The sequence below is a fragment of the Pseudomonas sp. AC016 genome (assembly GCF_979253365.1).
The window spans coordinates 2,772,105-2,797,705 of record NZ_CEEDCC010000001.1 but is presented as its reverse complement, the minus strand read 5'-3'; the positions used below and the strand labels follow the sequence as shown (position 1 = coordinate 2,797,705).

24 protein-coding genes are annotated in these 25,601 nt (G+C 60.5%); 11 read left to right on the top strand and 13 right to left on the bottom strand.

Going from position 1 to position 25,601, the window contains the following annotated elements:
* The 9 genes from AC0IXS_RS12630 to AC0IXS_RS12590 form a co-directional block, all read right to left on the bottom strand.
* Nucleotides 1-966, bottom strand: a complete 966-nt coding sequence (locus AC0IXS_RS12630) for a fatty acid desaturase family protein (RefSeq protein ID WP_057408863.1) — start codon at nucleotides 964-966, stop codon at nucleotides 1-3.
* Nucleotides 953-1,585 (bottom strand): phosphatase PAP2 family protein, encoded by a 633-nt coding sequence (locus AC0IXS_RS12625; RefSeq protein WP_057408852.1) that lies wholly within the window; start codon nucleotides 1,583-1,585, stop codon nucleotides 953-955. Before AC0IXS_RS12625 ends, AC0IXS_RS12630 begins: the two co-directional genes overlap by 14 nt.
* Nucleotides 1,582-2,676: a glycosyltransferase family protein gene (locus tag AC0IXS_RS12620; RefSeq protein WP_122668120.1), complete on the bottom strand. Its 1,095-nt coding sequence runs from the start codon at nucleotides 2,674-2,676 to the stop codon at nucleotides 1,582-1,584. Before AC0IXS_RS12620 ends, AC0IXS_RS12625 begins: the two co-directional genes overlap by 4 nt.
* Nucleotides 2,673-3,416 carry a hypothetical protein gene (locus tag AC0IXS_RS12615; RefSeq protein ID WP_471824764.1) on the bottom strand — a complete coding sequence of 248 codons (744 nt, stop codon included), beginning with the start codon at nucleotides 3,414-3,416 and terminating at the stop codon, nucleotides 2,673-2,675. The genes AC0IXS_RS12620 and AC0IXS_RS12615 overlap by 4 nt, the downstream gene beginning before the upstream one ends.
* Entirely contained in the window at nucleotides 3,413-4,405 is a 993-nt protein-coding gene (locus AC0IXS_RS12610; RefSeq protein ID WP_057408849.1) for a hypothetical protein, read from the bottom strand. The genes AC0IXS_RS12615 and AC0IXS_RS12610 overlap by 4 nt, the downstream gene beginning before the upstream one ends.
* Before the next feature lie 53 nt (nucleotides 4,406-4,458).
* Nucleotides 4,459-5,547, bottom strand: a complete 1,089-nt coding sequence (locus AC0IXS_RS12605; protein ID WP_081021712.1) for a glycosyltransferase family 2 protein — start codon at nucleotides 5,545-5,547, stop codon at nucleotides 4,459-4,461.
* A gap of 222 nt (nucleotides 5,548-5,769) precedes the next feature.
* Nucleotides 5,770-8,937 carry an efflux RND transporter permease subunit gene (locus AC0IXS_RS12600; RefSeq protein WP_471824762.1) on the bottom strand — a complete coding sequence of 1,056 codons (3,168 nt, stop codon included), beginning with the start codon at nucleotides 8,935-8,937 and terminating at the stop codon, nucleotides 5,770-5,772.
* Nucleotides 8,938-8,961: 24 nt separating this feature from the next.
* A complete protein-coding gene (locus AC0IXS_RS12595; protein ID WP_057408847.1) occupies nucleotides 8,962-10,239 on the bottom strand; it encodes an efflux RND transporter periplasmic adaptor subunit in 1,278 nt (425 codons plus the stop codon).
* Nucleotides 10,240-10,308: 69 nt separating this feature from the next.
* Nucleotides 10,309-11,532, bottom strand: coding sequence for a TolC family protein (locus tag AC0IXS_RS12590; protein ID WP_025995657.1), 1,224 nt, complete (start codon nucleotides 11,530-11,532; stop codon nucleotides 10,309-10,311).
* Nucleotides 11,533-11,776: 244 nt separating this feature from the next.
* Between AC0IXS_RS12590 and AC0IXS_RS12585 the strand changes: the two genes are divergently transcribed.
* From AC0IXS_RS12585 to AC0IXS_RS12575, 3 genes are all read left to right on the top strand, one after another.
* The gene (locus AC0IXS_RS12585; protein WP_004880256.1) at nucleotides 11,777-12,451 is read left to right on the top strand and encodes a heavy metal response regulator transcription factor; all 675 of its coding nucleotides are present in this window, start codon (nucleotides 11,777-11,779) and stop codon (nucleotides 12,449-12,451) included.
* A complete protein-coding gene (locus tag AC0IXS_RS12580) occupies nucleotides 12,448-13,839 on the top strand; it encodes a heavy metal sensor histidine kinase (RefSeq protein WP_449117480.1) in 1,392 nt (463 codons plus the stop codon). Before AC0IXS_RS12585 ends, AC0IXS_RS12580 begins: the two co-directional genes overlap by 4 nt.
* A gap of 96 nt (nucleotides 13,840-13,935) precedes the next feature.
* Nucleotides 13,936-14,337, top strand: a complete 402-nt coding sequence (locus AC0IXS_RS12575) for an MAPEG family protein (protein WP_057408846.1) — start codon at nucleotides 13,936-13,938, stop codon at nucleotides 14,335-14,337.
* A 335-nt stretch (nucleotides 14,338-14,672) separates the two neighbouring features.
* Here AC0IXS_RS12575 and AC0IXS_RS12570 read toward each other — a convergent pair whose 3' ends face one another.
* Both AC0IXS_RS12570 and ligB read right to left on the bottom strand, forming a co-directional pair.
* A complete protein-coding gene (locus AC0IXS_RS12570; RefSeq protein WP_025995654.1) occupies nucleotides 14,673-15,080 on the bottom strand; it encodes a DUF1090 domain-containing protein in 408 nt (135 codons plus the stop codon).
* 54 nt (nucleotides 15,081-15,134) lie between these two features.
* The gene (gene ligB / locus AC0IXS_RS12565; RefSeq protein WP_057408845.1) at nucleotides 15,135-16,817 is read right to left on the bottom strand and encodes an NAD-dependent DNA ligase LigB; all 1,683 of its coding nucleotides are present in this window, start codon (nucleotides 16,815-16,817) and stop codon (nucleotides 15,135-15,137) included.
* Nucleotides 16,818-17,060: 243 nt separating this feature from the next.
* Between ligB and AC0IXS_RS12560 the strand changes: the two genes are divergently transcribed.
* Both AC0IXS_RS12560 and AC0IXS_RS12555 read left to right on the top strand, forming a co-directional pair.
* On the top strand, nucleotides 17,061-17,315 hold the full coding sequence (locus AC0IXS_RS12560; RefSeq protein ID WP_057408844.1) for an AbrB/MazE/SpoVT family DNA-binding domain-containing protein: 255 nt from the start codon (nucleotides 17,061-17,063) through the stop codon (nucleotides 17,313-17,315).
* On the top strand, nucleotides 17,312-17,659 hold the full coding sequence (locus AC0IXS_RS12555) for a type II toxin-antitoxin system ChpB family toxin (protein WP_057408843.1): 348 nt from the start codon (nucleotides 17,312-17,314) through the stop codon (nucleotides 17,657-17,659). The genes AC0IXS_RS12560 and AC0IXS_RS12555 overlap by 4 nt, the downstream gene beginning before the upstream one ends.
* 86 nt (nucleotides 17,660-17,745) lie before the next feature.
* Here AC0IXS_RS12555 and metK read toward each other — a convergent pair whose 3' ends face one another.
* The gene (gene metK, locus AC0IXS_RS12550) at nucleotides 17,746-18,936 is read right to left on the bottom strand and encodes a methionine adenosyltransferase (protein ID WP_004880242.1); all 1,191 of its coding nucleotides are present in this window, start codon (nucleotides 18,934-18,936) and stop codon (nucleotides 17,746-17,748) included.
* 20 nt (nucleotides 18,937-18,956) lie between these two features.
* Nucleotides 18,957-19,952, bottom strand: coding sequence for an ArsR/SmtB family transcription factor (locus AC0IXS_RS12545; RefSeq protein ID WP_057408842.1), 996 nt, complete (start codon nucleotides 19,950-19,952; stop codon nucleotides 18,957-18,959).
* A 258-nt stretch (nucleotides 19,953-20,210) separates the two neighbouring features.
* On the opposite strand from AC0IXS_RS12545, the gene tkt reads away from it, so the two are divergent.
* The 6 genes from tkt to AC0IXS_RS12515 all read left to right on the top strand — a co-directional run bounded on the left by tkt (nucleotide 20,211) and on the right by AC0IXS_RS12515 (nucleotide 25,492).
* A complete protein-coding gene (gene tkt / locus AC0IXS_RS12540; RefSeq protein WP_471824756.1) occupies nucleotides 20,211-22,208 on the top strand; it encodes a transketolase in 1,998 nt (665 codons plus the stop codon).
* Nucleotides 22,209-22,341: 133 nt separating this feature from the next.
* Nucleotides 22,342-23,391 (top strand): erythrose-4-phosphate dehydrogenase, encoded by a 1,050-nt coding sequence (gene epd / locus AC0IXS_RS12535; protein ID WP_004880237.1) that lies wholly within the window; start codon nucleotides 22,342-22,344, stop codon nucleotides 23,389-23,391.
* 16 nt (nucleotides 23,392-23,407) lie between these two features.
* A complete protein-coding gene (locus AC0IXS_RS12530; protein WP_004880234.1) occupies nucleotides 23,408-24,571 on the top strand; it encodes a phosphoglycerate kinase in 1,164 nt (387 codons plus the stop codon).
* Nucleotides 24,572-24,599: 28 nt separating this feature from the next.
* Nucleotides 24,600-24,833, top strand: coding sequence for a hypothetical protein (locus AC0IXS_RS12525; RefSeq protein WP_004880233.1), 234 nt, complete (start codon nucleotides 24,600-24,602; stop codon nucleotides 24,831-24,833).
* Between the two features lie 86 nt (nucleotides 24,834-24,919).
* Complete coding sequence (locus tag AC0IXS_RS12520; RefSeq protein ID WP_137202716.1) at nucleotides 24,920-25,111, top strand: hypothetical protein; 192 nt, start codon at nucleotides 24,920-24,922, stop codon at nucleotides 25,109-25,111.
* A gap of 54 nt (nucleotides 25,112-25,165) precedes the next feature.
* The gene (locus AC0IXS_RS12515) at nucleotides 25,166-25,492 is read left to right on the top strand and encodes an MliC family protein (protein ID WP_057408838.1); all 327 of its coding nucleotides are present in this window, start codon (nucleotides 25,166-25,168) and stop codon (nucleotides 25,490-25,492) included.
* Nucleotides 25,493-25,601: the final 109 nt, after the last annotated feature.

Below are 25,601 nucleotides of genomic sequence, written 5' to 3'. Positions count from 1 at the left end.
TCAGGCTGCAGGCGACTGCCGTGCGGGGTAGCTGACGTCACGCAATACCCCGCCGTAGCCGTCGTACAAATTGCTGTCCGGCACAAGTCGCCGGGCAGCCAGCTCTTCATGCACGCGTCGCAAATGATAGAAGGGCATGCGTACGAAGAGGTGATGCTCGATGTGGTAATGAATGGCATGCGGACCCACGATGAAGGTCTGCCAGTTCGGACGCACGATGCTGCGCGCGTTCTGACTCTGATCATCACAGGCCGGCAGACCAGCGTGCTCCATGATGGCTCTTATCCGGCCCATCAATGGCAGCAAGGTGATGGCGGGCAGCAGCCACAGGCCCAAGTAGAGAAGCGCATGCCCTGACCAGACCAGCAGGCCCAACAGCAGTCCATTGCTGACCAGCATGGACAGGATTTCCAGAACAGCCTGCCGACGTGACTTATCGACCTTGGGCATGATTGCTCGGTAGTCGCCGCGAGCAAATCTGAATGCACTAATGAAATAACCCACTGCGCACAGGTCCGCCAGCAACCGCCTGGCCAGCTTGTCCCGTGGCAGCGGATAATCCCCCAGACCAAATACGGCCACCACCGGGTCGTCATGTTGCATGGGCCGCAGGTGATGTTTCAAATGCCCGGCGCGGTAGGTCTGCATTGAAAGGAACAGAGGACCTGCGGCACACAGTTGCCCGACCACGTCATTCGTTAGCTGTCGAGGCAACAACACACCGTGAGCACTCTCATGCATGATCACCGCCAGCGCCAGCTGGCTGCGAGCGATCACCACCGCTGCCAGCAGATATGTCACGGGGTGTGGCCACAGCGCGGCACATACGAACGCCACCGCAATCAGCCCCCAGTCGGCCAGTAGCGCCAGCAGGCTGATCCAGGGTTTTACCACCAACAGCTCGGCAGGCGGCATGAAGGCTTTCAGCGCCACATTGTTGCCGGCACGTGATTCAGTTGCGGACACGGGCATTGCCTCCTTGTCGCTGGATGAGCAGGGTACATACCACAGCCAGCATTACACCGCCTGCCACATCAATGACCGTATGTTGCTTGAGGGTCAGGGTGGATACACAGATCAACAGCCCGGTGATTGCGATCAGCCATTTGTGATGTTGGTCCCAGAGCGCCCGGCAGGCCAGACAGGTTACCGCCACATGCAGGCTGGGGCAGCCGTTGGAGGCGCTGTCCAGTTGCCAGAGGCGGCTGATACGTTGTTTCAGAAACGCGTTATCGATGAGGTCGACTTCGGGTCTGGGCACGATCTCGGGAAACAGCCAGAAGCAGACCAGGGCCACACCGAAGGCCATTGCGGTCGCGGTGCCGAAGGCTCTGAATCGCTCGGCGCTGGCGTAGGCCGCTGCCAGAAGTACGTACGGGAAGAACAGCGCGTACAGCCACCAGGAATGTGCAATAAACGGAATCCATTGATCGACCGGAGTGACCCAGTAGTAGCGCGGCACGATGAAGCGTTCCACGCCAATGAAGACACTCAGTCCGGACAGCAGCCCAACCAGTGCCACGAGCGCCTGACGATAGTCGGGACCTTGGTTCAGGCGACGGGCAGGCCAGAATGAAGGTTTCATAGGCTGGACAGGCAATCGACCCAAGCGTCGATCCTGCTCTGAGCACGTGCGCTGCTGCCTGCGCCGGAGTCATCAGGCGAGGTCGACGCACACAATTGTCGGGCGGCCTCGGCCACTTGATGTTGAAACTCGGCGGCATTGCCACGCCAGGCGACCACACGATGCAGCAAGCCCAGTTGAGCTGCACGCCGGGCGTTGCTTGACTGTTCGGGCTGGTCGCTGACCACCAGAATGATCGGCCGCTGGTAGACGAGTGCGATCGATAGGGCAGCCATGCCCGGTGCCGAGACCATCAGTTGAGCCTGCGCCGAGCGGCTTGCCCAGTCCGGGTCGATGGCCAGCCAGCCGGCACGCCCGGCGTATCCTTCCCCCACCCGATGCGTATTCAGGCCTGCCTCGGTCAGGCCCGCGCTCAAGGCGTCGGCCAGGGCGGGCTCGCTGAAGTGCGGGTTGAGGTAGACGGTCGCGAGGTTGTCTGCTTCATCCGCCAGCGTACATGCCAGCGCGACAGGGGTTGGCAGGCGATGAAGCGTCGTGGTCTGTGGCTCGCCAGGACCGTAGGCAAAATCGTGCTCGATGCAGGCGCGTGCGGCGTTTATCTGACGATCGACAATCCAGCCGAACAATCGTCCGAATTGCGGCGGCCACATGCCCTCGAAATTATTGAGCAACGCAACCTTCAGACTTGCGCCATAAACATGCACCACCTTGCGCCGCCAGCCGGGCAGCATGCCCATGTACAAGAGCGCCGGGTGGAAGGAGTCGTTGATCACCAGATCCCTGTCACGCAACAGGCGTCGTAATTGCAGAATGTCGCGCAGCATGCGGCCGGGGCGGAACAGATAATGCGCGACGTTGCGGTTGGTCGCCTTGCGCAGCATGTTCTGCTCGCTGTCGAACTGCACCGCATAGTGCGGTGACAGCATCGGTGCGTTGATGCCGAAACGCTGGAGAAAATGCTGTCCCTGTTCCGACGTGGTCAGCACCTCGACCTCATGTCCGGTCTTGCGCAGCGCATGGACCAACAACTGAGCGCGCATCAGATGGCCACGGGCGTCGGCCGTGGCGAGGTATAAAATGCGTGAGCTCATTCGAAAGCGCCATGTGCCTTGCGCCCGCCGCCAAACACCCAGCCTGCAACGTACATCGCCAGTGCCCCGGTCACGCCAAAGCTGGCATCTACCACGCGGATGTCCCTGAGCAGGCTGGCCAGTTGTGCACGCTCATGTGGGGCAACGATGCGTCGCAGGGTGGTTTCACATAGGCGCACATGGGCTTTCTCGTCGGCCAGAACCTTTGACAGCAACGGATGCAGGCTATGTTTTGTGCCGATGACGGCGCAGTGACGACTCAACACACGCTCAGCCATCTGCTCGGCGCACAGTCCAGTGGCATAGGCAGGCACCAGCAAACCGTGTTCAAAATGCCCTGCATACCGATGCGCCAGACGTTGCCAGCGCTGGATCTTGCGTCGACTGAGCCAGTCCGGTTCCATTCGCATGGTGCCGTCATCACCCATTGCACACAAGGCGTCTGTGAACAAGGTGACGTGCCGACGCTCGTCCGCCAGATGCTGCTCGACCTGACGTTCCAGCCACGGCGGCGATTGCGGCATCAGTTCGTCCAGCAGTGCACGCTCCGTCGCGTCTTCACCGGCCAGATACATGCGCAACAACAGGCGTTCACCACGTAGGCTGCGGTGCAGGCGTCGCAATGCAGCACGTTTGAGGCGGTCTACCAGCCGAGCCTGCAACCCGCTCAGACCCTGGGCTCGAGGCGCCTTCAGGCAACCGAAGTCAGACGGGCTGATGCTGTGTTCGATTACCGTCATGGTGCGAGCTGCGGACTGCGATGCCAGGCCAGAATCAGGCCGATAAAGCTGTCGCGCATGAACGCTGCGCCTGACGTCGCGGCTGCAGGAAAACTTTCTTCAGTGCCGTTGTAGCGCAGGTAGCCCTTGCCGTCGACAGCGCCCAGTTCCAGGGTGTCGAGCTTGTTGAAGCCACGCTTGCGCACGTCTGCCAGCAGCGGGCTGTCTTCCAGACCGAAGATGAACAACTGGCGTTGGACTGCCCACGTCGGGATCTGACTGCTCAGAGCCTGCAACTTGATATTCCAGGTGCCACCGGTCAGGAGTGTATTCAAGTCGGCAGTGCCCGGTTGATCGGAGGTAAAGCTGGCGCGCAGCAGCGACTTGGATACTTTGCCTACCCCAAGCGCAATCGTGATGTCATCGGCCTTGGGATTTTTCTCGTCGCTGGCGCGGACCCCGATGAAATAGCTGGCCACGCGTGCTGCGAGTGATGGTTGCGCCAGTACATCGTGGGCCTGCGCGGCGGTGAAGAGCACCCGTTCTTGCGTGCCTTCGCGCACAGCGATCTGATACGGATCAAGCCTGATATCGCTGAACTTGCCGCGCACCGGGGCGTGGACGTAAGTGTCTGTGTTCCACTTTGTCTTTGAACGGCGCAGCAGCACATGCAGGCTGAGCGGTACACGCTGGCCCTGCTCGGAAAGCCCTGTGCCGTGCAGAAGTACATCACCGATCACCGTCTTGCTGTCGTGTGTGGCCTCGGAGGCAATCAGGATCGTATGGTTTTCGGCATCAACGCTGGCGGTGGCATCAGGTACGTCCAGCGCCACGCGATTGCAGATCTTGTCCGGATTGGGGATGGCCGCTGCACAGCCACTGTCTGATTCGAAGTGATAGACCCCGCGGCCTGTGAACTCGGACGGTGCAGCGTGAGCCACTCCACTGAGCGTCAGCACTGCAAGGCACATCATGGAGCAGCCAAGTGAAGCGATGGAAAAGGGTTTCATGCTGACTTCCTGTGAGCACGCACACTGCGTGCGATGGCGAGATCTGACTCGGATCAATCCTGATTGCGGTGATAGGACAGCGCTTCACTGTGACGTGCGCTGGCCCGGCCAGCCGATATGCCGCACCCCCGGACTACCGCCCCTGCGGTGTCCAGGAGCGACATGCCGATCACGACAACAGTTGCCGCCAGCCGCCGCATGCCGCGCAACGGTTCAAGGTCCTGATGATCAAGCGCTTTCAGGCTGTAGCCGAGACGACCGACCATGACGCATAACGGGCCGATGGGACCACTGCGCCCGAGCCATTGCAGCCAGTCGGGCATGTAGGCGCGTACCAGATAAGGGGTCAGACCGACACTGTCGCCGCCGCGCAACCAGCGCAGCTTGACCAGCTCGCCCCGGCTGTCCGGGAGGCGATGTTCAGTGTGCGCGCGCGGCGCATAGGTCACCGCCACGCCTGCTGCCTGCATACGCAGCCCCATCACCTGACAATGCGCGCGGTACACGCCGCCAAGCGGCTCATAGCGGTGCGCTTCAAAAGTCCCACAGCGAAATGCCACGTTGTTGGCATAGAAATTACGCGTTGCCCCCTTGCGCAACGGGCTGGGGAAATACATGAAATCTATGGCCGTTAACGCGCTGCCCGTGACGCCAGGCGCGTAACTGGTTCGTCCGGCGACCGCAACGGGCGCATTGGCCTGCGTGAAGGGCATGAGCAGGTGTTCCAGCCAGTCAGCGCCGGGCAAGCAGTCGGCATCAGCAAATACCACGTACTCGCAGCGCGCCTGATCGACACGATCGAAGCCGACATTCTTTGCGTCGTAATAGCCGGTCTGTGTATCGATCTCGACGAAATCCAGTGTCCGTCCCGCCAGCGCGCGCAGGGCGTCACGCGCCGCAAGATCGAGGCCGTCATGTGTGATGACCCACTGCGCAAGAATTCGGGGGGAAACGCTCTGCTGGGTAAAACGAGTGATCAGCCGCTTGAGGCTGCTTACAGCCTGGACGGCGTCATTGCCACCGCGAAGGTTGTTGGTTTCCAGCACCAGTGCGGTACGGGACGCAATGTCGAGCAGGTTTACGGCCGTGCCATTGCCGCAATGCAGGCCCTGCACGTTGGCGCTCGCTTCCTGGCTATCCATGTCTGAGTGTCTCTGGGGCCGGGTCTGCCTGCTCGCCTGGCTTGGCAAACTGGACACAGGACACCGGGATTGCCGAAGCGCCGATCACACCACGATTTCTGAAACTATTCAAACACAGAGTTTGCCCTGCTCTGCGCCTGCATCGACGCTTCGTTGATCGCAGCCGGTCGCCATTTCTGGCACCGGCTGCGGTGTTGATCAGCGACGAGCGCTTTTCAACCGTTATTTCGCTGTCGCGGGCGCGTTTGTCTCGTCCTCCTCCTCCCGCCGATGTGCCCACTGATACAGCGCTGGCAGCACCAGCAAGGTCAGCGCGGTAGAGGACAGAATCCCGCCAATCACCACAGTCGCCAGCGGCCTCTGCACTTCTGCACCGGTGCCTGTTGCCAGCGCCATCGGGATGAAGCCCAGCGATGCGACCAGCGCGGTCATCAGTACCGGGCGCAGGCGGGTGAGGGCGCCTTCGGTGATGGCGTCGTGCAGGGAGCGGCCTTCTTCGCGCAGGTTGCGGATGAACGAGATCATCACCAGTCCGTTGAGTACCGCCACACCTGACAGGGCAATGAAGCCCACGCCTGCGGAGATCGACAGCGGTATGTCGCGCAGCCACAGCGCCATGACGCCGCCGGTCAGGGCGAACGGGATGCCGGTGAAGACCAGCAGGCCATCCTTGAGGTTGTTGAACATCAGGAACAGCAGCGCGAGCACCAGTAACAGTGCAACGGGAACCACGATCTGCAGGCGTTTGGCGGCCGACTGCAACTGTTCGAACTGACCGCCCCAGTTGGTCCAGTAGCCCGCCGGAATCTGTACGCTGCTGTCGATGGTCTGGCCCGCGTCCTCAACGAATGAGCCCAGGTCACGGCCGCGCACGTTGGCGCTGACGATCACCAGTCGTTTGCCGTTCTCGCGGCTGATCTGATTCGGGCCCAGTACCAGATCGAGGCTGGCAACCTGCGACAGCGAGATGAAGCTGATCTGCTGGTTAATGCTGCCTGCGCTGGCCGGCACCGGAATCAGCAGACTGGACAGTCCGGCCACGTCGGTGCGCAGCTGTTCGGACAGGCGCACCACCATGTCGAAGCGGCGATCTCCCTCATAGAGTGTGCCGGCCTGCCGTCCGCCCAGTGCGGTGGCGATGGCGTCCTGCACATCGGCAACGTTGAGGCCGTAGCGCGCCGCCTTGTCCCGATCGATGTTGATGGTCAGCACCGGCAGGCCAGTGGTCTGCTCGACCTTCACTTCTGACGCGCCTGGCACCTTTTGCATGGCGGCGGCGATTTTGGCGGCAGTCTGGTTGAGCACGGTCATGTCGTCGCCGAACACTTTGACCGCCACATCGCTGCGCACGCCCGACACCAGTTCGTTGAAGCGCAACTGGATCGGCTGGGACAACTCGTAATTGCTGCCCGGCACGCTGGCAGCGGCCTTTTGCAACTCGGCGATCAGGGTTTCCCGCGACTTGTCAGGGTCTGGCCATTCGCTCTGCGGCTTGAGCATCACGTAGCTGTCGGAGATGTTCGGCGGCATGGGGTCGGCGGCAATTTCTGCCGTGCCGGTACGCGCGAACATGCGCTCCACTTCAGGCATCTTTTCGATCACGGCCTTTTCGAGGCGCTGCTGCATGTCCACCGATTGCGTCAGGCTGGTGCCAGGCACGCGCAGGGCCTGCAGTGCGAAGTCGCCCTCGCTCAGGCTCGGGATGAACTCACTGCCCATGCGGCTGGCAGTAAAACCGGACAAGACCATCACCACAAACGCCAGGGTGAAGGCAATCCAGCGATGCCTCAGCACCCAGCCGAGCACCGGCGCATAGCGCTGGCGAGCGGTGCGCATCACGAAGCCTTCTTCTTCCTTGACCTTGCCGGTCACGAACATGGCGATGGCAGCAGGCACGAAGGTGACCGACAGGATCATGGCACCCAGCAGGGCGATCACCACGGTAAACGCCATCGGGTGGAACATTTTGCCTTCGACGCCTGTGAGGGCGAAGATCGGCAGGTACACGACCATGATGATCAACTGGCCGAAGATCAGCGGGCGTCGAGCCTCTTTAGCCGCAGCGAAGACTTCATGGAAACGTTCGGCGCGGGTCAGCATCCGGCCGTGTTTCTGCTGAGCATGGGCGAGCCTGCGAATCGAGTTCTCGACGATCACCACCGCGCCATCGACGATGATGCCGAAGTCCAGCGCGCCGAGGCTCATGAGGTTGGCGCTGACCTTGTTGGCAAACATGCCGGTGAAGGTGAACAGCATCGCCAGCGGAATGACCATCGCCGTGATCAGCGCAGCGCGGATATTGCCCAGGAACAGAAACAGGATCGCGATGACCAGAATCGCGCCTTCGACGAGGTTTTTCTTCACCGTTGCAATGGCTTTTTCGACCAGGTTGGTGCGGTCGTAAACGGTGACCGCTTCGATGCCTTCGGGCAGTGTGCGATTGATGTCGGCCAGTTTGGCGGCCACGGCCTGGGAAACCGTGCGGCTGTTTTCGCCAATCAGCATGAACACGGTGCCGAGGACTACCTCGCGACCGTTTTCAGTGGCGGCGCCGGAGCGCATCTCCTTGCCGATGCCGACTTCAGCCACGCTGCTCACCCGAATCGGCGTGCCCTGAACGTTGGCGATGACGATGTTGGCAATGTCATCGATATTTTCGAGCTGGCCCGGTGCGCGGATCAGCAGTTGTTCGCCGCCTCGTTCGATGTAGCCCGCGCCGACGTTGGCGTTGTTGCGCTCCAGCGCCGCAACCAGATCATTCAGGGTCAGCTTGTAGGCGGCGAGTTTCTTGGGATCGGGCGCAATTTCATACTGTTTGGCGAAGCCGCCAATGGTGTTGATTTCGGCCACACCGGGCACGTTGCGCAACTGCGGCTTGATGATCCAGTCCTGAATCACCCGCAGGTCGGTCGGCGTGTACGGCGTGCCGTCCTCCTTGCGTGCGCCTTCTCGGGCTTCGACGGTCCACAGGAAAATCTCGCCCAGTCCGGTGGAGACCGGCCCCATCATGGTTTCGACGCCTTCGGGCAACTGGTCCTTGGCAATCTGCAGCCGTTCGTTCACCTGTTGGCGGGCGAAGAACAGGTCGGTGCCGTCCTCGAAAATCACCGTGACCTGTGACAGACCCGAGCGCGACAGCGAGCGTGTCTGTTTCAGACCGGGCAGCCCGGCCATGTTGGTTTCGATGGCGAAGGTGATGCGTTGCTCGGTCTCCAGCGGCGAAAAGCCGGGTGCCGAGGTGTTGATCTGCACCTGTACGTTGGTGATGTCGGGTACGGCATCGATGGGTAGTTTCTGGTAACTGGCGATGCCCAGCCCTGCCATCAGCAGGACCGCAAGCATCACCACGATGCGCTGTTCAATCGCGAATTTGATCAACCGTTCAAACATGAGGGAATACTCGTACGACGCAGGTCAATGGGCGTGCTCGGCGGAGCCTTTGCCCAGCTCCGACTTGAGAATGAAGCTGCCGGCGGCGGCCACTTGAGTGCCTGCGGCCAGGCCTTTGACGATTTCCACGTAGCCGCCGTCGCTGCGGCCGAGCGTGACGGGCGTCAACTGAAAGCCCTCGTCGTTGCGCACGAACACCGAAGGCTTGTCTTCAACGGTCTGGATCGCCGACTCCGGCAGACTGACCGCGACCTGGCTCTGTTCTGCCGCCACATCGACCGAGACGAACAGTCCCGGTCGCCAGGCGCCATTGGGGTTGGCGAGGGTGACTCGAACGGTGGCCGCGCGCGTCTGTTCACCCAGCAGGCTGCCGACATAACCGATACGGCCCTCGACACGAGCGTTCAGGTCGGGTGCGCTGACCGAGACCGGACGCCCGACGATGACTTTGTCCAGGTCCTTGGGCGCGACGCCGAAGGTGGCCCAGACGCGGGACAGATCAGACAGCGTGAAGGCGTTGCTCGCGTCGCTCACCACTTCGCCGATGGCCAGGTGTTTCTCCACGACCATCGCGTCGAAAGGGGCAATCAGTTCATAGCGGTTGCCTGCTGTGGGACTGACGCTGGCGCCGATGGCGCTGAGCTTCTGCCGGGCGTTGGACAGGCTGATGTCCGCTTCCTGAAACGCCTGACGCGCCTGCTGGTAATCCTGTTCGGCCGAAATCCGGTCTTCCCAGAGTTTCTTCTCGCGTTGCAGGGTCAGCCGCGCCAGTTCCTGGCGTCGCTGCGCCGCGTTCAACTCACTGCGTTGATCGGAGATCTGCTGGCTGGCGATGACGGCCAGCACCTGACCTTTTTTGACGCTCTGGCCCAGCTCGACCTTGACCGATTCGACGACGCCGCCGACCCGAGGCACTACGTGGGCGGTGCGGTCTTCATCGAAGCGGATTTCGCCGGGAAAGGTGACTGACGTGCTCATTGGTCGGGGCTCGGCGGCGACCAGTTCAATGCCGGCGGCCTTGATCTGTTCGGCGCTGAGCTCAAGGTGGCCTTCTTCTTCCTCGTGAGCGGGCTCTGCTTTGGCGTTGCCGTGCTGTTCTGGCTCACTGCCGTGGCCGTCCTCGCCATGTTCCTCGTCCGCGTGGGTTTCTTCGCCTGCGTGGGCGTCCGCCGATTCGTTGGCGTGCGTGTCCGGTTCAGCCTGGGCGCTGAAGGGCAGCAGGCCAGGCTTCAGGGTCAGGCTGCCCAGGCCAATGATGACCACCACCGCCAGGGCGATGCCAATGCTTCGTTTGTTGTCCATGGATGCTCCCGGCAATCATGTAGGTGCTGCGCACGCTGCGGTGCGCTCGATAGGTGCGCAAAAAAGAAGTCAGGGTTTGAGGCTGAACCGGTCGAGGTCGCCATAGATGCGTTCGACGCTGACGCTGGCGTCGGTGGCCGTTGCCAGCGATTCCAGATATTGGCTGCGGGCGGAAATCAGGGTGCGCTGGGCATCCAGCACTTCGAGGAAACCGAACTTGCCCATCTCGAAGCCACGCGTTGCCGTATCAACCGCGCGCTGCGCCGCAGGCAGGATGACCCGGTTGAACGACTCCACTTCGCGCGAGGCGGTGGCCCATTGATCAAGCGCCGACTGGATCTGGGTGCGCAGTTTCAGCTCCACGGCATTGCGCAGGTCGCGTGCCTGGTCCGAGCGTCTGGCAGCAGAAAGGACGTTGCCCTGATTGCGATCGAACAAGGGAATCGGCATCGACAGACCGACCACATTGATGCGCTCGCGATCTTCACGGCTGTACTGGCTGCCGACACTGACGGTCAGGTCCGGAACCCGTTTTGCCCGTTCCGAACCGAGCGCGGCTTCACGCTGGTCGATCTGGGCCTGGGCGAGACGCAGTTCGGCCGTTTCGTTGAGGGCGGTCAGCATTCTGGCCGAAGGCGGCACCTTGCCGGGTGACAGATCGGTGTAGTCCAGCCGGTCGAATGAGGCGGTCGATGACCCCGTCGCTCGTGCCAGCTCGCGGTAGCTGTTGATTTTCAGGGTCTCGGCGCGCCGTACCAGCAGGTCGGTTTCAGCCAGTTGCACCTGAGCCCGTGTCGCCTCGACCGGTGAGGTCTTGCCCGCCTGCACACGGCCTTCGGCCACTTGCAGGCCACGCTCGGCCAGTGAGCGGGATTGCCGCGCCAGATCCAGACCGGCCTGCGCACGGGCGGCGGCGTAGAACGCCTGAACCACCTCGGCACGCAACTCGTTGCCGCGCCGTTCAAGCTCGATCCGGGCGGCGTCCTGGCCACGGCTGGCGGCCTCGATTCGCGCCCCGCGCTTGCCGCCCAGTTCCAGCGCCTGGCTGAGCATCACGGTGGTGGTGCGGGTCTCGCTGCGTGTGTCCTCCGCCTCCCAGGACGCTACCGGATTGGGCATCAACCCCGCCTGCTGGCGTTCACCTTCAGCCACCCCGATTTCCCAGCGGGCGGCCGCAAGGTCAGGGTTCTCGGCAAACGCCGCTTCGATGGCCTGTGGCAGGCTCAACCCCTGAGCGATCGCCACCGGAGTCATCAATGGAAACAACAGCACGCACAGCGCGCCCGTTCTGATGTGCGTCCACCCGGACGCCAGCCTAAACCCGAGCACGATCGTGGCTCTCCAGTTGCATACAACACCCCCGTCAGTGGAAAGAACAACCGCGCCAAAAGGGCTGTTGAACCTGAATGGGGAGGACTTTATGTAACCGGAGGTATCAGAGGGATTGCTGCAAAATTACAATTCCGTTATGTGCTGTGGAGGCTGGCTGTTTGCCCGTACACTGCGGATCAACCGACATCAGACAGGACATTTATCCATGCGAATCCTTGTAGTAGAGGACGAGCCGAAAACTGCCGAATACATGCATCAGGGTCTGACCGAAAGTGGCTATGTTGTCGATATCGCCGCCACCGGACTCGACGGGCTTTATCTCGCGCAGCATCAGGCGTATGACATCGTCATTCTGGATGTGAACCTGCCTGAAATGGATGGCTGGGAGGTCCTGGCCCGGCTCCGGAAAACCGTCAATACCCGGATCATGATGGTCACTGCGCGGGGCCGTCTGGAAGAAAAGGTCAAGGGCCTGGAAATGGGGGCCGACGACTATCTGGTCAAGCCCTTCGAGTTTCCCGAATTGCTGGCCAGAGTCCGCACCCTGATGCGTCGCTGCGAACAGCCCAGCACGCCGCAGGTCCTGCAGGTCGGAGATCTGGAGCTGGATCAGGGGCGCCACCGGGCCTTTCGTGGCAAGCAGCGTATCGACCTGACCACCAAGGAATTCGCTTTACTGCATCTGCTGATGCGCCACACCGGAGAGGTCATGTCGCGTACCCAGATCATTTCGCTGGTCTGGGACATGAACTTCGATTGCGACACCAACGTGGTCGAGGTTTCGATCCGCCGCCTGCGGGCCAAGATCGACGACCCGTTTGAAACCAAGCTGATCCACACCTTGCGTGGTGTCGGTTATGTGCTGGAAGTGCGCGAATGAAACCCACGCGCCTCTCGACGCGGCTGGGCCTGACGGTCACCGCATTGAGTGCGTTTCTGGTGGTGATCATGGAGCTGTTCGCCTACGCGGCCATTTCCCATCAACTCGATCTGCGTGCAGAAGACAGCCTGAGGGAGAAATTCACGCAGATCGAGCATGGGCTCAGCGAGGGCTTTCTGTCGGTTGGCGACATCGTCCAGTATCCGCATACGCTGCGCGATCAGATTGTCGGTCATGACAGCTTTGCCCTAAGCATCTTCGACTCGAACATGCCCCGCCAGCCGCTGATGAATATTGGTAATGAAGAAGGCCGCAATTTGCCGCCGCCCGCAGCTGGTGGTCAGGATCAGGGCTTTCACGCGCTGGAGGCCAGCGAAGGTCACAAGCTGCTGGTGGGCTACAAGAACATTCGTCTCAAGACGGATGAAAACATTCTGGTCATGCTGACGCTGGATCGAAAAAACGATACCTCGCTGCTGCACGCCTACATGATGTCCACCTTCATGATTCTGCCGGTGATTCTGTTACTGGTCGGGCTCGGGGCCTGGTGGGTCGTGCGCCGTGGTCTCAGGCCTTTGGGAGCATTCCGGAAAGTGACCGCACTGATTTCGGCCCGCGACCTGTCGCACCGCATGAAAGTGACCGGCCTGCCGGACGAATTGCGCGATCTGGCTCACGCCGTGAACTTCATGCTGCACCGGCTGGACGGCGACGTTCAGCAGCTGTCGCAGTTCTCGGACGATCTGGCGCACGAGATGCGCTCGCCCATGAACAACCTGATGGGCAAGGCGCAGGTGACGTTGTCGCGACCCCGTCCGCCGGAAGAGTACAGACAGGCGCTCGAGTCCTGTACCGAAGAGCTGGAGCGCATGTCGCGCATGATCGCCCAAATGCTGTTTCTCGCAAGCGTCAGCCAGCCCTCTGCGCCGTTGGCGCTGGAGCCTATCGATCTGCGCGAGGAGTCGGAAAAAGTGGCTGAACTGTTTTCGGCATCGGCTGAGGACCGTGACATCACCTTGCAGATCGAAGGCAACGGTAAGGCCATGGGCGACCGACTGATGATTCAACGGGCGATCTCCAACCTGCTATCCAATGCGATTCGCCATGGGTCGAGCGGCAGCGCCATCACGATCAGGATCGCCGCACACGCCGAAGACATTACGCTGTCTGTGCGCAATGCCGGGGAAGGCATTGATGCCGAGCACCTGCCGCGTCTGTTCGACCGGTTTTACCGGGTTCACGTCAGTCGCGCCCGGCAGCAGGGCGGTACAGGTCTGGGGCTGGCCATCGTCCGGTCGATCATGAGCCTGCATGAAGGCCAGGTGAAAGCCGAGAGCGAGCCTGGACAGTTCACCACGTTCAGCCTGATTTTTCCTAAACTGGTGTAAGCCGGAAGAACCTTTGGGCCGCGTCCGGCTCTGAGCTTTAAGGCTGTTCGTGCCTGGCATGCTTCTAGATGAAGCCGACATAATAAGGATGGATGTATGACAGTAGCTTTCTGGTGTGTGCTGGTAGCGATCCTTTTGCCGATCGCCTGCGCAGGCATCGCCAAGATCGGCAGCGGCAAATTCAAGCCCGGCAACAATCATGACCCTCGCGCTTTTCTCGACAAGCTGGAAGGGTTTCCGAAGCGCGCACATGCCGCGCAACTGAACAGCTATGAAGTAACCCCCGCGTTCGCAGCGGCGGTGATCATTGCGCATGTCGCGGGCAACGCGCAGCTGGTCACCATCGACGTGCTTGCGGTGCTGTTCATCACCAGCCGCCTGCTCTACATCATCTTCTATCTGGCCGATCTGGCAGCGATGCGCTCCATCATCTGGCTGGTCGGGATGGGCCTGATCGTTGCCCTGTTCGGCGTGTCGGCATTTCCGGCTGCGGCGTGATTGACTGTGGCAGTCACTTAAAACTGTGGGAGGCGCCACCACGTTTTCGACGTTGCGCTGTCGCGCAGCGAACACGGACCGTAGGGACGCGCTTGGTCTGGGCGGCAATCCGACGATAGGATCCTACAGACAGAAAATCAGCGACTGAACTGACGCTATCGCGGGCAAGCGCGCTCCTACAAAAAATCGCGTTTCTTCAGTGGGTTGCAGGTTGTTGGATAAGAGGCGGCTTGCCGGCGATGCAGTCGACGCGGTTTGCCAGAAAAACCGCGTCATCGTTCATCGCCGGCAAGCCTCAGTGAATTACGCGTGGGTAAGCAGTTGCCAATGGCCGCTCACTCATCCGGCTGCACTTTTTCAAGCTCTGCCTGCGCATCCTGCAATTCCTTGCGAGACTCGGCGAGTTTGTCCTTGCGCTTGTTGATCTTCTCCGGATCGCCCTTTTCCATCGCCTTGGTCAGGTCGGACTGGCGACGGCTGACTTCACGTTTGGCGTCCAGGACCTTCTGTTCGCGCTGTTTGACTTGCGACGCCTCGGTGCAGTTTGCATTGACCTCGGCGAGTGCTGTTTCCAGACCTGCCTGTTGAGCCTTGTTGCCTTCGCTCTTGGCTTCCTGAATCTTGCTGCTGATTTCCTGACTCTTGAGCAGGCACTCGGATGGCGGTGCCTGTTCAGCGGCGAACAGCGGTGCAGCCAGTAACGTGCAGCTGGTGAAAAGCACCAGCGTTGATAAAAACTTCATATGAACTCCTTTTGAAAGCAACAACGCCCGGGCATAAAAAGTGAAACCCGGACTCTAGAAACCTGAAATACCTGAAACACGCAATTGCTGGCTCAATGCCTGTACTTGCGGATCGTTGAAGAATGCGACGAGTTTTGCCGCCCGTCCCGGACCGACGCCCGGTTCTGCCTGCCATTGTTCAATACTGCGTGAGGCCAGCTGATCCCAATCGGCATACAGTCGAGCGCTTCCTGCGGGCGGCAGGCCGATAGCCTTGAGCCATGTCTCGAACGGCTTTTGACGGGCGGTTTGCAGGCTGGCGAACAGTTTAGCGCTGCTCCGCTCGGCAAGACCGGGAATGTTAACAAGCTCAGCCTGATCGAGGGTCATCCAATCGACCAGACCATTGATTTTCCCGCTTTCGATGAGCCTGTCCCAGGTGCCCGGCCCTACGCCACTCAAGGCCAGCCCCTTCTTGCCGCTCAGCCAGGTCAGTCGCGCCCGAAACTGGCTTTCGCAGCCCGGCGTCGGTTGCCAGCAACTGAGTTCATGAAAGTCGCTGGCCTGTGGAGCGTTCACCTCCGCCCGCTCGACACTGCGCGTAATCACACCGTCGAGCCGTGGAATGGTCAGCCCGGCCAGACTGATCGCCACCTGATCGCCGGGGCGGATATCCAGCGTCTGCCAGCGTTGCAGTGAGCCGGTGCTGATGCGATTGACGGTCCGGTCGTCAAGGCGGATCGGCTTCAGTTCCAGAATCGGGGTGATTCTGCCGCTGCGGCCAATCGTGAAACTCACCTTGCGCACCTCGGCCAGCGCTTGCGCATAGGGATGCTTCCAGGCCGCGATCCAGTAAGGCGCTTTCGCCTGCCAGCGTTCGGAGGAAGGACGCTCGCCCTGACGCATGATCACGCCGTCCGTGGCAAACGGCATCGGCGTCCGATACCAGTGCTCGCGCCATTGCGCGGCTTGCACGTAGCTTTCCAGCGGGAGCGTGTAGCTCGTGCTGTCGGCAAAACCCAAGGCTTTCAAGCCTGCCAGACGCTCGCTCATGGTGGCCGGTCCATCGGGCCAGTCCCAGACGAACAGCCCGATGGTTTCTGCCTGCGCAGGGCTCAACGTCTTGCGGGCCAGCAGTCCGGCCACCTTGCTGCGTGCATTCACGCTGCCTGCCGACGCTTGCACATGCTCGGACAGCCGCTCGTACAACTCGCCTTGCAGCACGGCGTCATCCGGCCACGGCAATTGCTGAGGAATGGCCTTGATCAACTGCGCCTGAGCCGTCCAATCCTGGCCTTTGATCCCGTCGCCACGACTGATTGCCTTCGCCAGCCTGCCCTTGGAGTAGACCAGCGTAACGGCCACGCCATCGACCTTGGGTTGAATCCACAGACCGGTCCGGCCCTTGAGCCAGGCCTTGACCGCCTTGTCGTCGGCCAGCTTGTTCACGCCCGTGTGTGCAATGGGATGCACCACCGAGCCGCCCGCGGTCTTCAGTGGATTGTCGTCCGACGCCGGAACAGAAAAACACGTACGCCATGTGTTCAGCTTCTGCCGCGACTGATCGTAAAGCTCGTCGGGAATTCGCGAGACGCCCAGACGGTGGTAACTGTCGTCCCATTCGGCGATCTTTTGTTGAAGTGAGAGGATTTCGGTTTGTGCCTGTGTGGCAGTCCAGTTCGGGCACTGGCTGGCAGTCGTGAAGGGGGAAAGGGCGATCAGAAGGGCGCAGCCCATCAGGCGGGTAACAGACAGCATCGAAGCATCCTTGCTTGGGATTGGCTGGAGAAGGCTAGCTGCCGTCTGGATATGAGGCTTGTCGGCATGGTTACCGGATTTTTCGACCCTGGCGCACTGAAGGTGATGGCATTCGTATCCAGCCGATAACTTCGCTCGCTGTTACAAAAGCGTCGATGATGAACGGCGGTTTTGGTGTAAATAACTGTTTGCGCAGTGGGTGTGACGTTTCTACAATGTATCTACTATTTGGCGGGGTGTTGTATGGAAGTCAAAATTCAGCAGTGGGGCAATAGCGCAGCAATCAGATTGCCAGCCAATGTGCTCAAGCAGATGAGCCTGGTCAGCGGCGATGTGCTGGTGCTGGATGTTTCCAGCGAAGTGATGACGCTCAAGCCTGCCAAGGCCAGACTGCATTACCAATTGGCCGACCTTATGGCCCAATGCGATTTGAATGCGTCCGAGCCAGAGGAGTTGGCTGGTTGGAACGCCATGCAACCCATAGGGCGTGAAGTGTGAAGCGGCCCGGATTCAATCGCGCGGATATCGTTCGCATCAACCTCAATCCAACCGCTGGCCGAGAACAGCAGGGCGATTTTCGTCCCGCGTTGGTGCTGACGCCAGCAGCATATAACGTCTCCGGCCTTGCGATCGTTGCGCCTATCACCCAGGGTGGCGATTTTGCGCGTTATGCGGGGTTCGCTGTTCCTTTGAGTGGGTCGGGCACCGAGACTCAGGGGGTCGTTCTGTGTAATCAGATTCGCACGGTTGATCTGCAAGCGCGTGGCGCGAAGCGTATCGAGTCAGCCCCCGATGCGGTGATCAATGATGCGCTGGCCCGCGTACAGGCACTCTTTGAGTAAACATACTCACTGAGTGGGAGCTAGCGTCCCAAACAAAAGCCCCCGGAGACTCACGTCGCCGGGGGCTTTTGATCACCGCAGGAGAATTACAGACCGGCAGCGGCGCGCAAGGCGTCGGCGCGGTCGGTTTTTTCCCAGGTGAAGGCGGTGAAGGTGTCATCGCCAACGGTCATTTCGACCGGGGTACGACCGAAGTGGCCGTAGGCCGCAGTGGCCTTGTACATCGGGTGCAGCAGATCCAGCATGGTGGTGATCGCGTACGGACGCAGGTCGAAGTGCTCGCGAACCAGGCTGATGATCTTGTCGTCGGACAGCTTGCCGGTGCCGAAGGTGTTCAGCGAGATCGAAGTCGGTTGTGCAACGCCGATGGCATAGGAAACCTGAATCTCGCAACGCTCGGCGAGGCCCGCAGCGACGATGTTCTTAGCCACGTAACGGCCGGCGTAGGCAGCCGAACGGTCAACCTTCGATGGGTCCTTGCCGGAGAACGCGCCGCCGCCGTGACGGGCCATGCCGCCGTAGGTATCGACGATGATCTTGCGGCCGGTCAGGCCACAGTCACCCACCGGGCCACCAATGATGAAATTGCCGGTCGGGTTAATGTGGAACTGAGTGTCCTTGTGCAGCAGATGCGCAGGAATGACGTGCTTGACGATCAGCTCCATCACGCCTTCGCGCAGGTCTTTGTAGGAAACGTCCGGGTTGTGCTGGGTCGACAGAACGATAGCGTCGACGCCCACGACCTTGCCGTTTTCGTAGCGGCAGGTGACCTGGGATTTCGCATCCGGGCGCAGCCACGGCAGCAGGCCGGACTTGCGGGCCTGAGCCTGACGCTCGACCAGTTGGTGCGAGAAGGTGATCGGGGCAGGCATCAGCACGTCGGTTTCGTTGCTGGCGTAGCCGAACATCAGGCCCTGGTCGCCAGCGCCCTGATCTTCAGGCTTGCTGCGGTCAACGCCCTGGGCGATGTCCACCGACTGCTTGCCGATGATGTTCATCACGCCGCAGGTCGCGCCGTCGAAGCCGACGTCGGAGCTGTTGTAGCCGATGTCCAGGATGACGTTACGCACGATGTCTTCCAGATCGACCCAGGCCGAAGTCGACACTTCGCCAGCGATGATCGCCACACCGGTCTTGACCAGTGTTTCGCAAGCCACACGGGCGTATTTGTCTTCAGCGATGATGGCGTCCAGAACCGCGTCGGAAATCTGGTCGGCGATCTTGTCCGGGTGCCCTTCGGACACGGACTCGGAGGTGAAAAGTGAGTATTCGCTCATCTCTACGGGTTTCCTTCATTTTACCGATGGTGAGTGTCGCCAGCCGGTCGCTGAAAATGGCGAACCTGGATCTGGAAACCATTACGTAAGCCTACATAAAGGCTTTCCCCGGGAACTAGCCCCGCAGCGATGGCCCAACGGGCCAGGTCTTCCTGCTCGAAACCTAACCAGAGATCGCCACAGGCCTCCCTGGCCCAGCTCTGGTCATGACTACACAATTCTGTTACCAGCAAGCTACCGCCGGGTTGTACGCATTCGGCCAGTTGCGCCAGCGCTTCGGCCGGTGCGGCGAAATGATGGAGCACCATATTCAGTACGACGCAGTCGGCGCGTACTTTACTGTCTGTCAGTGCATCGGCCAGCTTCAGCTCGACATTAAACAGCGCCTTGCGCTGACACAGGTCGCGGGCCAGTTCCAGCATCGCCGGGCTGTTGTCCATCGCGATCACGTGCCTGAAACGTCTTGCCAGCTCCGGGAGAAAGCCGCCGTCGCCGGGGCCTACTTCCAGTGCCGTTGCCTCGCTGCCGAAGCTGAGTTTGTCGAGCAGCGTCAGCAGGCTTTCACTGTACTGGGCAAGGCCTGCGATCAGGTCCTGCTGGGCGCGAAACTTTTCCGCGGTCCGGGCAAAGAAATCCTGACTGGCGAGCGCCCGCTGACGATGCACCAGACCAATACGCCCTTGAACCTCATCCGGCAATGCCAGTGTGTCCACTTCATCGAGCAGGGCGGCGTGCAATCTGCCGCCGGGCAAGTCGGTGTGGGGCAGGGCGCGGCGGTAAAAAATCGCATTGCCCTCACGCCGGGTCGCCACCAGGTCAGCCTGCGCCAAAACCTTCAAGTGATGACTCATGCCCGACTGACCTATAGCGAAAATCTGCGCCAGTTCCAGCACGCCAAACGAGTCGTTGGTCAGTGCACGCAGAACGTTCAGTCGCAACGGATCGCCGCCGGCCTTGCACAATGCAGAGAGGTCGTCGCATGCATCATGGCGGATTGCAGGCACACGCAGGTTCATAGGCTCCGCAGTCTAGTGATCGATTCATGAGGTCGCAAGGCCAATATCAAAAAGTTTTGATATTGCTTGATGGGTGGCGCCTGTCGATCCTGCTGAACTTGTCGCAAGCTGTCGTTATCCAGTAGTAACAGGCTAATTAATGTCCACAACACAGGAAAAAAGCCTAAGGTCCACTATCTGTGATTGCCCCCGGCCGGTCCCTGAGGGAAAATGGCCGCCTTTTTCAGATCCCAATCCTTTACTGTCAGGAGATCAGCGATGCCAAGCCGTCGTGAGCGTGCCAACGCTATTCGTGCCCTCAGCATGGATGCCGTGCAAAAAGCCAACAGCGGCCATCCGGGTGCCCCCATGGGCATGGCGGATATCGCCGAGGTTCTTTGGCGCGATTATCTGAAGCACAACCCGGCCAACCCTGCGTTCGCCGACCGTGACCGTTTCATCATGTCCAACGGTCACGGCTCGATGCTGGTCTATTCGTTGCTGCACCTGACCGGTTATGACCTGTCCATCGACGACCTGAAGAATTTCCGCCAGTTGCACAGCCGCACGCCGGGTCACCCCGAGTACGGTTATACGCCTGGCGTTGAAACCACCACCGGTCCTCTGGGTCAGGGCTTTGCCAACGCGGTCGGTTTCGCCGCAGCCGAGAAAACACTGGCTGCGCAGTTCAACCGTCCGGGCCATTCCATCGTCGATCACCACACCTACGTGTTCATGGGTGACGGCTGCATGATGGAAGGCATCTCGCACGAAGTCGCCTCGCTGGCCGGCACGCTGCAACTGGGCAAACTGATCGCGTTCTACGACGACAACGGTATCTCCATCGACGGCGAAGTCGAAGGCTGGTTCACCGACGACACGCCGAAGCGTTTCGAATCGTACGGCTGGCAGGTCATCCGCAATGTCGACGGCCATGACGCCGACGAGATCAAGACCGCCATCGACACCGCTCGCAAGAGCGATCAGCCGACCCTGATCTGCTGCAAGACCACCATTGGTTTCGGTTCGCCGAACAAGCAGGGCAAGGAAGAGTCCCACGGTGCTCCGCTGGGCGCTGATGAAATCGCCCTGACTCGTGCTGCCCTGAAGTGGAACCACGGTCCTTTCGACATCCCGGCTGACATCTATGCCGAGTGGAACGCGAAAGAAAAAGGCCTGGCTGCCGAAGCCGAGTGGGATCAGCGTTTCGCGGCCTACTCTGCTGCTCATCCTGAACTGGCCAACGACTTCATCCGTCGCACGAGCGGCGAGCTGCCAGCTGACTTCGCCGAGAAATCGGCAGCCTATGTGGCTGAAGTCAACGCCAAGGGCGAAACCATCGCCAGCCGTAAAGCCAGCCAGAATGCCCTGAGCGCATTGGGCCCGCTGCTGCCTGAGATTCTCGGCGGTTCGGCTGACCTGGCCGGTTCCAACCTGACCATCTGGAAAGGCTGCAAGAGCATCACCGGCGAAGACCCTAACGGCAACTACCTGCACTACGGTGTGCGTGAGTTCGGCATGGGCGCCATGATGAACGGCATCGCTCTGCACGGCGGTTTCGTGCCGTACGGCGCAACCTTCCTGATCTTCATGGAATACGCCCGTAACGCAGTGCGCATGGCTTCGCTGATGAAGAAGCGCGTGATCTACGTGTTCACCCACGACTCCATCGGTCTGGGCGAAGACGGCCCGACTCACCAGCCGATCGAGCAACTGACCAGCCTGCGCACCACGCCGAACCTGGACACCTGGCGTCCAGCCGACGCGGTGGAATCCGCCGTGGCCTGGAAATACGCCATCGAGCGTAACGACGGTCCTTCGGCGCTGATCTTCTCGCGTCAGAACCTGCCTCACCAGGCACGTGACGAAGTCCAGCTGGCTAACATCGCTCGCGGTGGCTACGTGCTGCGCGACTGCGTCGGCGAGCCTGAGCTGATCCTGATCGCCACTGGCTCGGAAATCGGTCTGGCCGTTCAGGCTTACGACAAACTGATCGGGCAGGGCCGCAAGGTTCGTGTGGTGTCCATGCCATGCACCAGCGTGTTCGAAGCTCAGGATGCGATGTACAAGCAGGACGTTCTGCCACTGCAGGTCAGCGCGCGCATTGCCATCGAAGCGGCGCATGCCGACTACTGGTACAAGTACGTCGGTCTGGAAGGCCGCGTGATCGGTATGACTACCTTCGGCGAGTCGGCGCCTGCGCCTGCGCTGTTCGAAGAGTTTGGCTTCACGCTGGAAAACGTCCTGAGCACTGCTGAAGAGCTGCTCGAAGGCTAAGCACGACGCGTCCCCTAGCAGGGACGCGTTTGCCCTCAAACGGATTGCCCGGACAGTCTTCCCTGTTGTCCGGGCAGCCGTGGCCGTCAGCAAGCGCGCCCCTTCGGGTTCAGCTTAAATCCATGAGAACCCCATGCCCCAGCCCCGCCCCTATAAAGTTGCTCTGAACGGCTACGGCCGCATTGGTCGTTGTGTCGTGCGTGCGCTGTGTGAGCGAGGGACGAAAGCCGGGTTTGAAGTGGTTGCAATAAACGATCTGGCCGACATGGCCAGTCTTGAATACCTGACGCGCTTCGATTCCACCCACGGCCGGTTTCCCGGTCAGGTCCGGGTCGAAGGGCAATACCTGCACATCAACGATCACAGGATCAAGGTGCTGCGCAGCTCGACGCCTGAAGAGATCGACTGGGCTTCGCTGGACGTCGATCTGGTGCTCGAATGCTCCGGTGTCTACAACACCCGTGAAGACGGCCAGCGTTTTCTGGATGCTGGCGCGCCACGGGTGCTGTTCTCGCAGCCGATGGCCAGCGAGGCCGATGTCGATGCCACAGTGGTGTTTGGCATCAACCAGCAGAAGCTGACCGGCCATGAGCTGTTGGTGTCGGCCGCGTCCTGCACCACCAACTGCAGCGTGCCGCTGCTGCGCCTCTTGGATCAGGCTGTCGGGCTTGAGTACGTCACCATCACCACGATCCACTCGGCCATGAACGACCAGCCGGTGATCGACGCCTACCACCACGAAGATCTGCGCCGCACGCGCTCGGCGTTTCAGTCGATCATTCCGGTCTCCACAGGCCTTGCCCGCGGAATCGAAAGGCTGCTTCCGGAACTTGCCGGCCGAATTCAGGCCAAAGCTGTTCGCGTACCGACCGTCAATGTGTCCTGTCTGGACATCACGTTGCAGACGGCTCGTGACACCGACGCACAGGACATCAACCGAATCCTGCGCGAGGCCGCTACCAGCGGCCCGTTGAAGGGTTTGCTGGCCTACACTGAGTTGCCGCACGCCAGCTGCGATTTCAATCATGACCCGCATTCGGCGATTGTCGATGCGAGTCAGACCCGCGTTTCCGGACCCAGGCTGGTGAATCTGCTGGCGTGGTTCGATAACGAGTGGGGCTTTGCCAATCGAATGCTCGACGTTGCAGAGCACTTTCTGCGCGTCGCTGACCAACAACAGTAAAAAACAGGAACGCCTCATGACCGTGTTGAAGATGACCGACCTCGATCTGCAAGGTAAACGTGTACTGATTCGTGAAGACCTCAACGTCCCTGTGAAGGACGGCGTCGTCAGCAGCGATGCACGTATCCTTGCTTCGCTGCCGACCATCAAGCTGGCGCTGGAAAAGGGGGCGGCCGTGATGGTCTGCTCGCACCTGGGCCGTCCGACCGAAGGCGAGTTCTCTGCTGAGAACAGCCTCAAGCCGGTTGCCGACTACCTGAGCAAGGCACTGGGCCGCGACGTTCCGCTGGTTGCCGATTACCTGGACGGCGTTGACGTCAAGCCAGGCGACATCGTGCTGTTCGAGAACGTGCGCTTCAACAAGGGCGAGAAGAAGAACGCCGATGAGCTGGCGCAGAAATACGCCGCGCTGTGCGACGTGTTCGTAATGGACGCCTTCGGTACTGCACACCGCGCTGAAGGCTCGACCCACGGCGTGGCCAAATTCGCCAAGGTCGCTGCGGCAGGTCCGCTGCTGGCTGCCGAGCTGGATGCGCTGGGCAAGGCGCTCGGCGCTCCGGCCCAGCCGATGGCGGCCATCGTCGCCGGTTCCAAGGTGTCCACCAAGCTGGACGTGCTCAACAGTCTGAGCGCGATCTGCAACCAGTTGATCGTCGGCGGCGGCATTGCCAACACCTTCCTGGCAGCAGCCGGTCACAAGGTGGGCAAATCGCTGTATGAGCCGGACCTGCTGGACACTGCCCGCGAAATCGCCGCCAAGGTCAGCGTTCCATTGCCGACCGACGTTGTGGTCGCCAAGGAATTCGCCGAAAGCGCTACCGCTACCGTCAAGCTGATTGCCGATGTGGCCGATGACGACATGATTCTGGACATCGGTCCGCAGACTGCTGCGCACTTCGCCGACTTGTTGAAATCTTCGAAGACTATCCTGTGGAACGGTCCGGTTGGTGTGTTTGAATTCGATCAGTTCGGTGAAGGCACCAAAACGCTGGCCAAGGCGATTGCCGAAAGCTCTGCGTTCTCCATCGCAGGCGGCGGCGACACACTGGCAGCCATCGACAAGTACGGTGTAGCCGAACAGATTTCCTATATTTCCACAGGCGGCGGTGCGTTCCTCGAGTTCGTGGAAGGCAAGGTTCTGCCCGCAGTTGAAGTGCTTGAACAACGCGCCAAGGCCTGAAAACAGGCATTTGGACAAGGAGTCGTACATGGTCAGGGCGTTACCGTGGTTCCTCATCGCAGGGTTGCTGGGCGGTTGTGCAGGCAAGCCTGAAGCCGAAGAGGCCGAGAGCGCTTCCCGGACCGATGTGCTGCATTTGAGTTGTTATCAGGCGGGCTGGCAGGCCGAGACAGTGCCGGTGATCTACAAGCGCGGCGGCCAGGAGGTATGGGATCGTTACGAATTCATGCCCAAGGCAACAGGGTTGCCAGGCTGTCCGTAAGCCGGGTTGAGGCTTTTGCGGCAACCACGGCAAGCTTCAGCGGTCATTAGTGGGTGGACATCTTTTTATGAAGAAGGAGTTTTGCCATGAAGATCGCTGCCCTGGCATTTGTGAGTTGCGTTGTACTGGCCGGTTGTACCGGTTCCGGCTCTCATGCCTGCAAAGTATTCAGCCCGGCCTCGGTGGATGTGCCGACAACCGAGAACAGTCAGCGGGTCGAGGCGCGCGCCACGGGTGAACCGGCCGATGACGGTAAACAGGAACAGAACTGCCCCTGATACAACGAAGCCGCAGGCACACGCCGGGTTTCGCAGGGCAGGCCAGGAGAAGTCATGAAAGGCTTGATTGCCCTCGGAACATTGGCGGTGCTGGGCGGTTGCTCGATGATGAGCAAGCCACAACAGAATGACCCGTGGATTCACTGGGTCTGCGATAGCGGTGCCGAGATTCATTGGCGCTATATCGATTCAGCTAAAAAAGAAGTGGATGCGCGGCTGAATCAGAGCGATCAGGTTTTCAGGCTAAAGGCTGAACCCGGTGCTTCCAGCGGCACGCTTTACAGTAATAATGTGCTGGCGTTCGACAACAAGGGCAGCGAAGGCCTTGTGTATTGGGACGCCACCAATGATTTGATCGGTCGCGGCTGCAAAGCCAGATAAGTCGTAGCCGATGCACCATTCGCAGGGCTTGCGGCCCGTGCGTATAACTTGAATAGCAGCCGCCACTACGGCAGGCTTGCACGATTAACGACCCTACCGGGAGAGACAC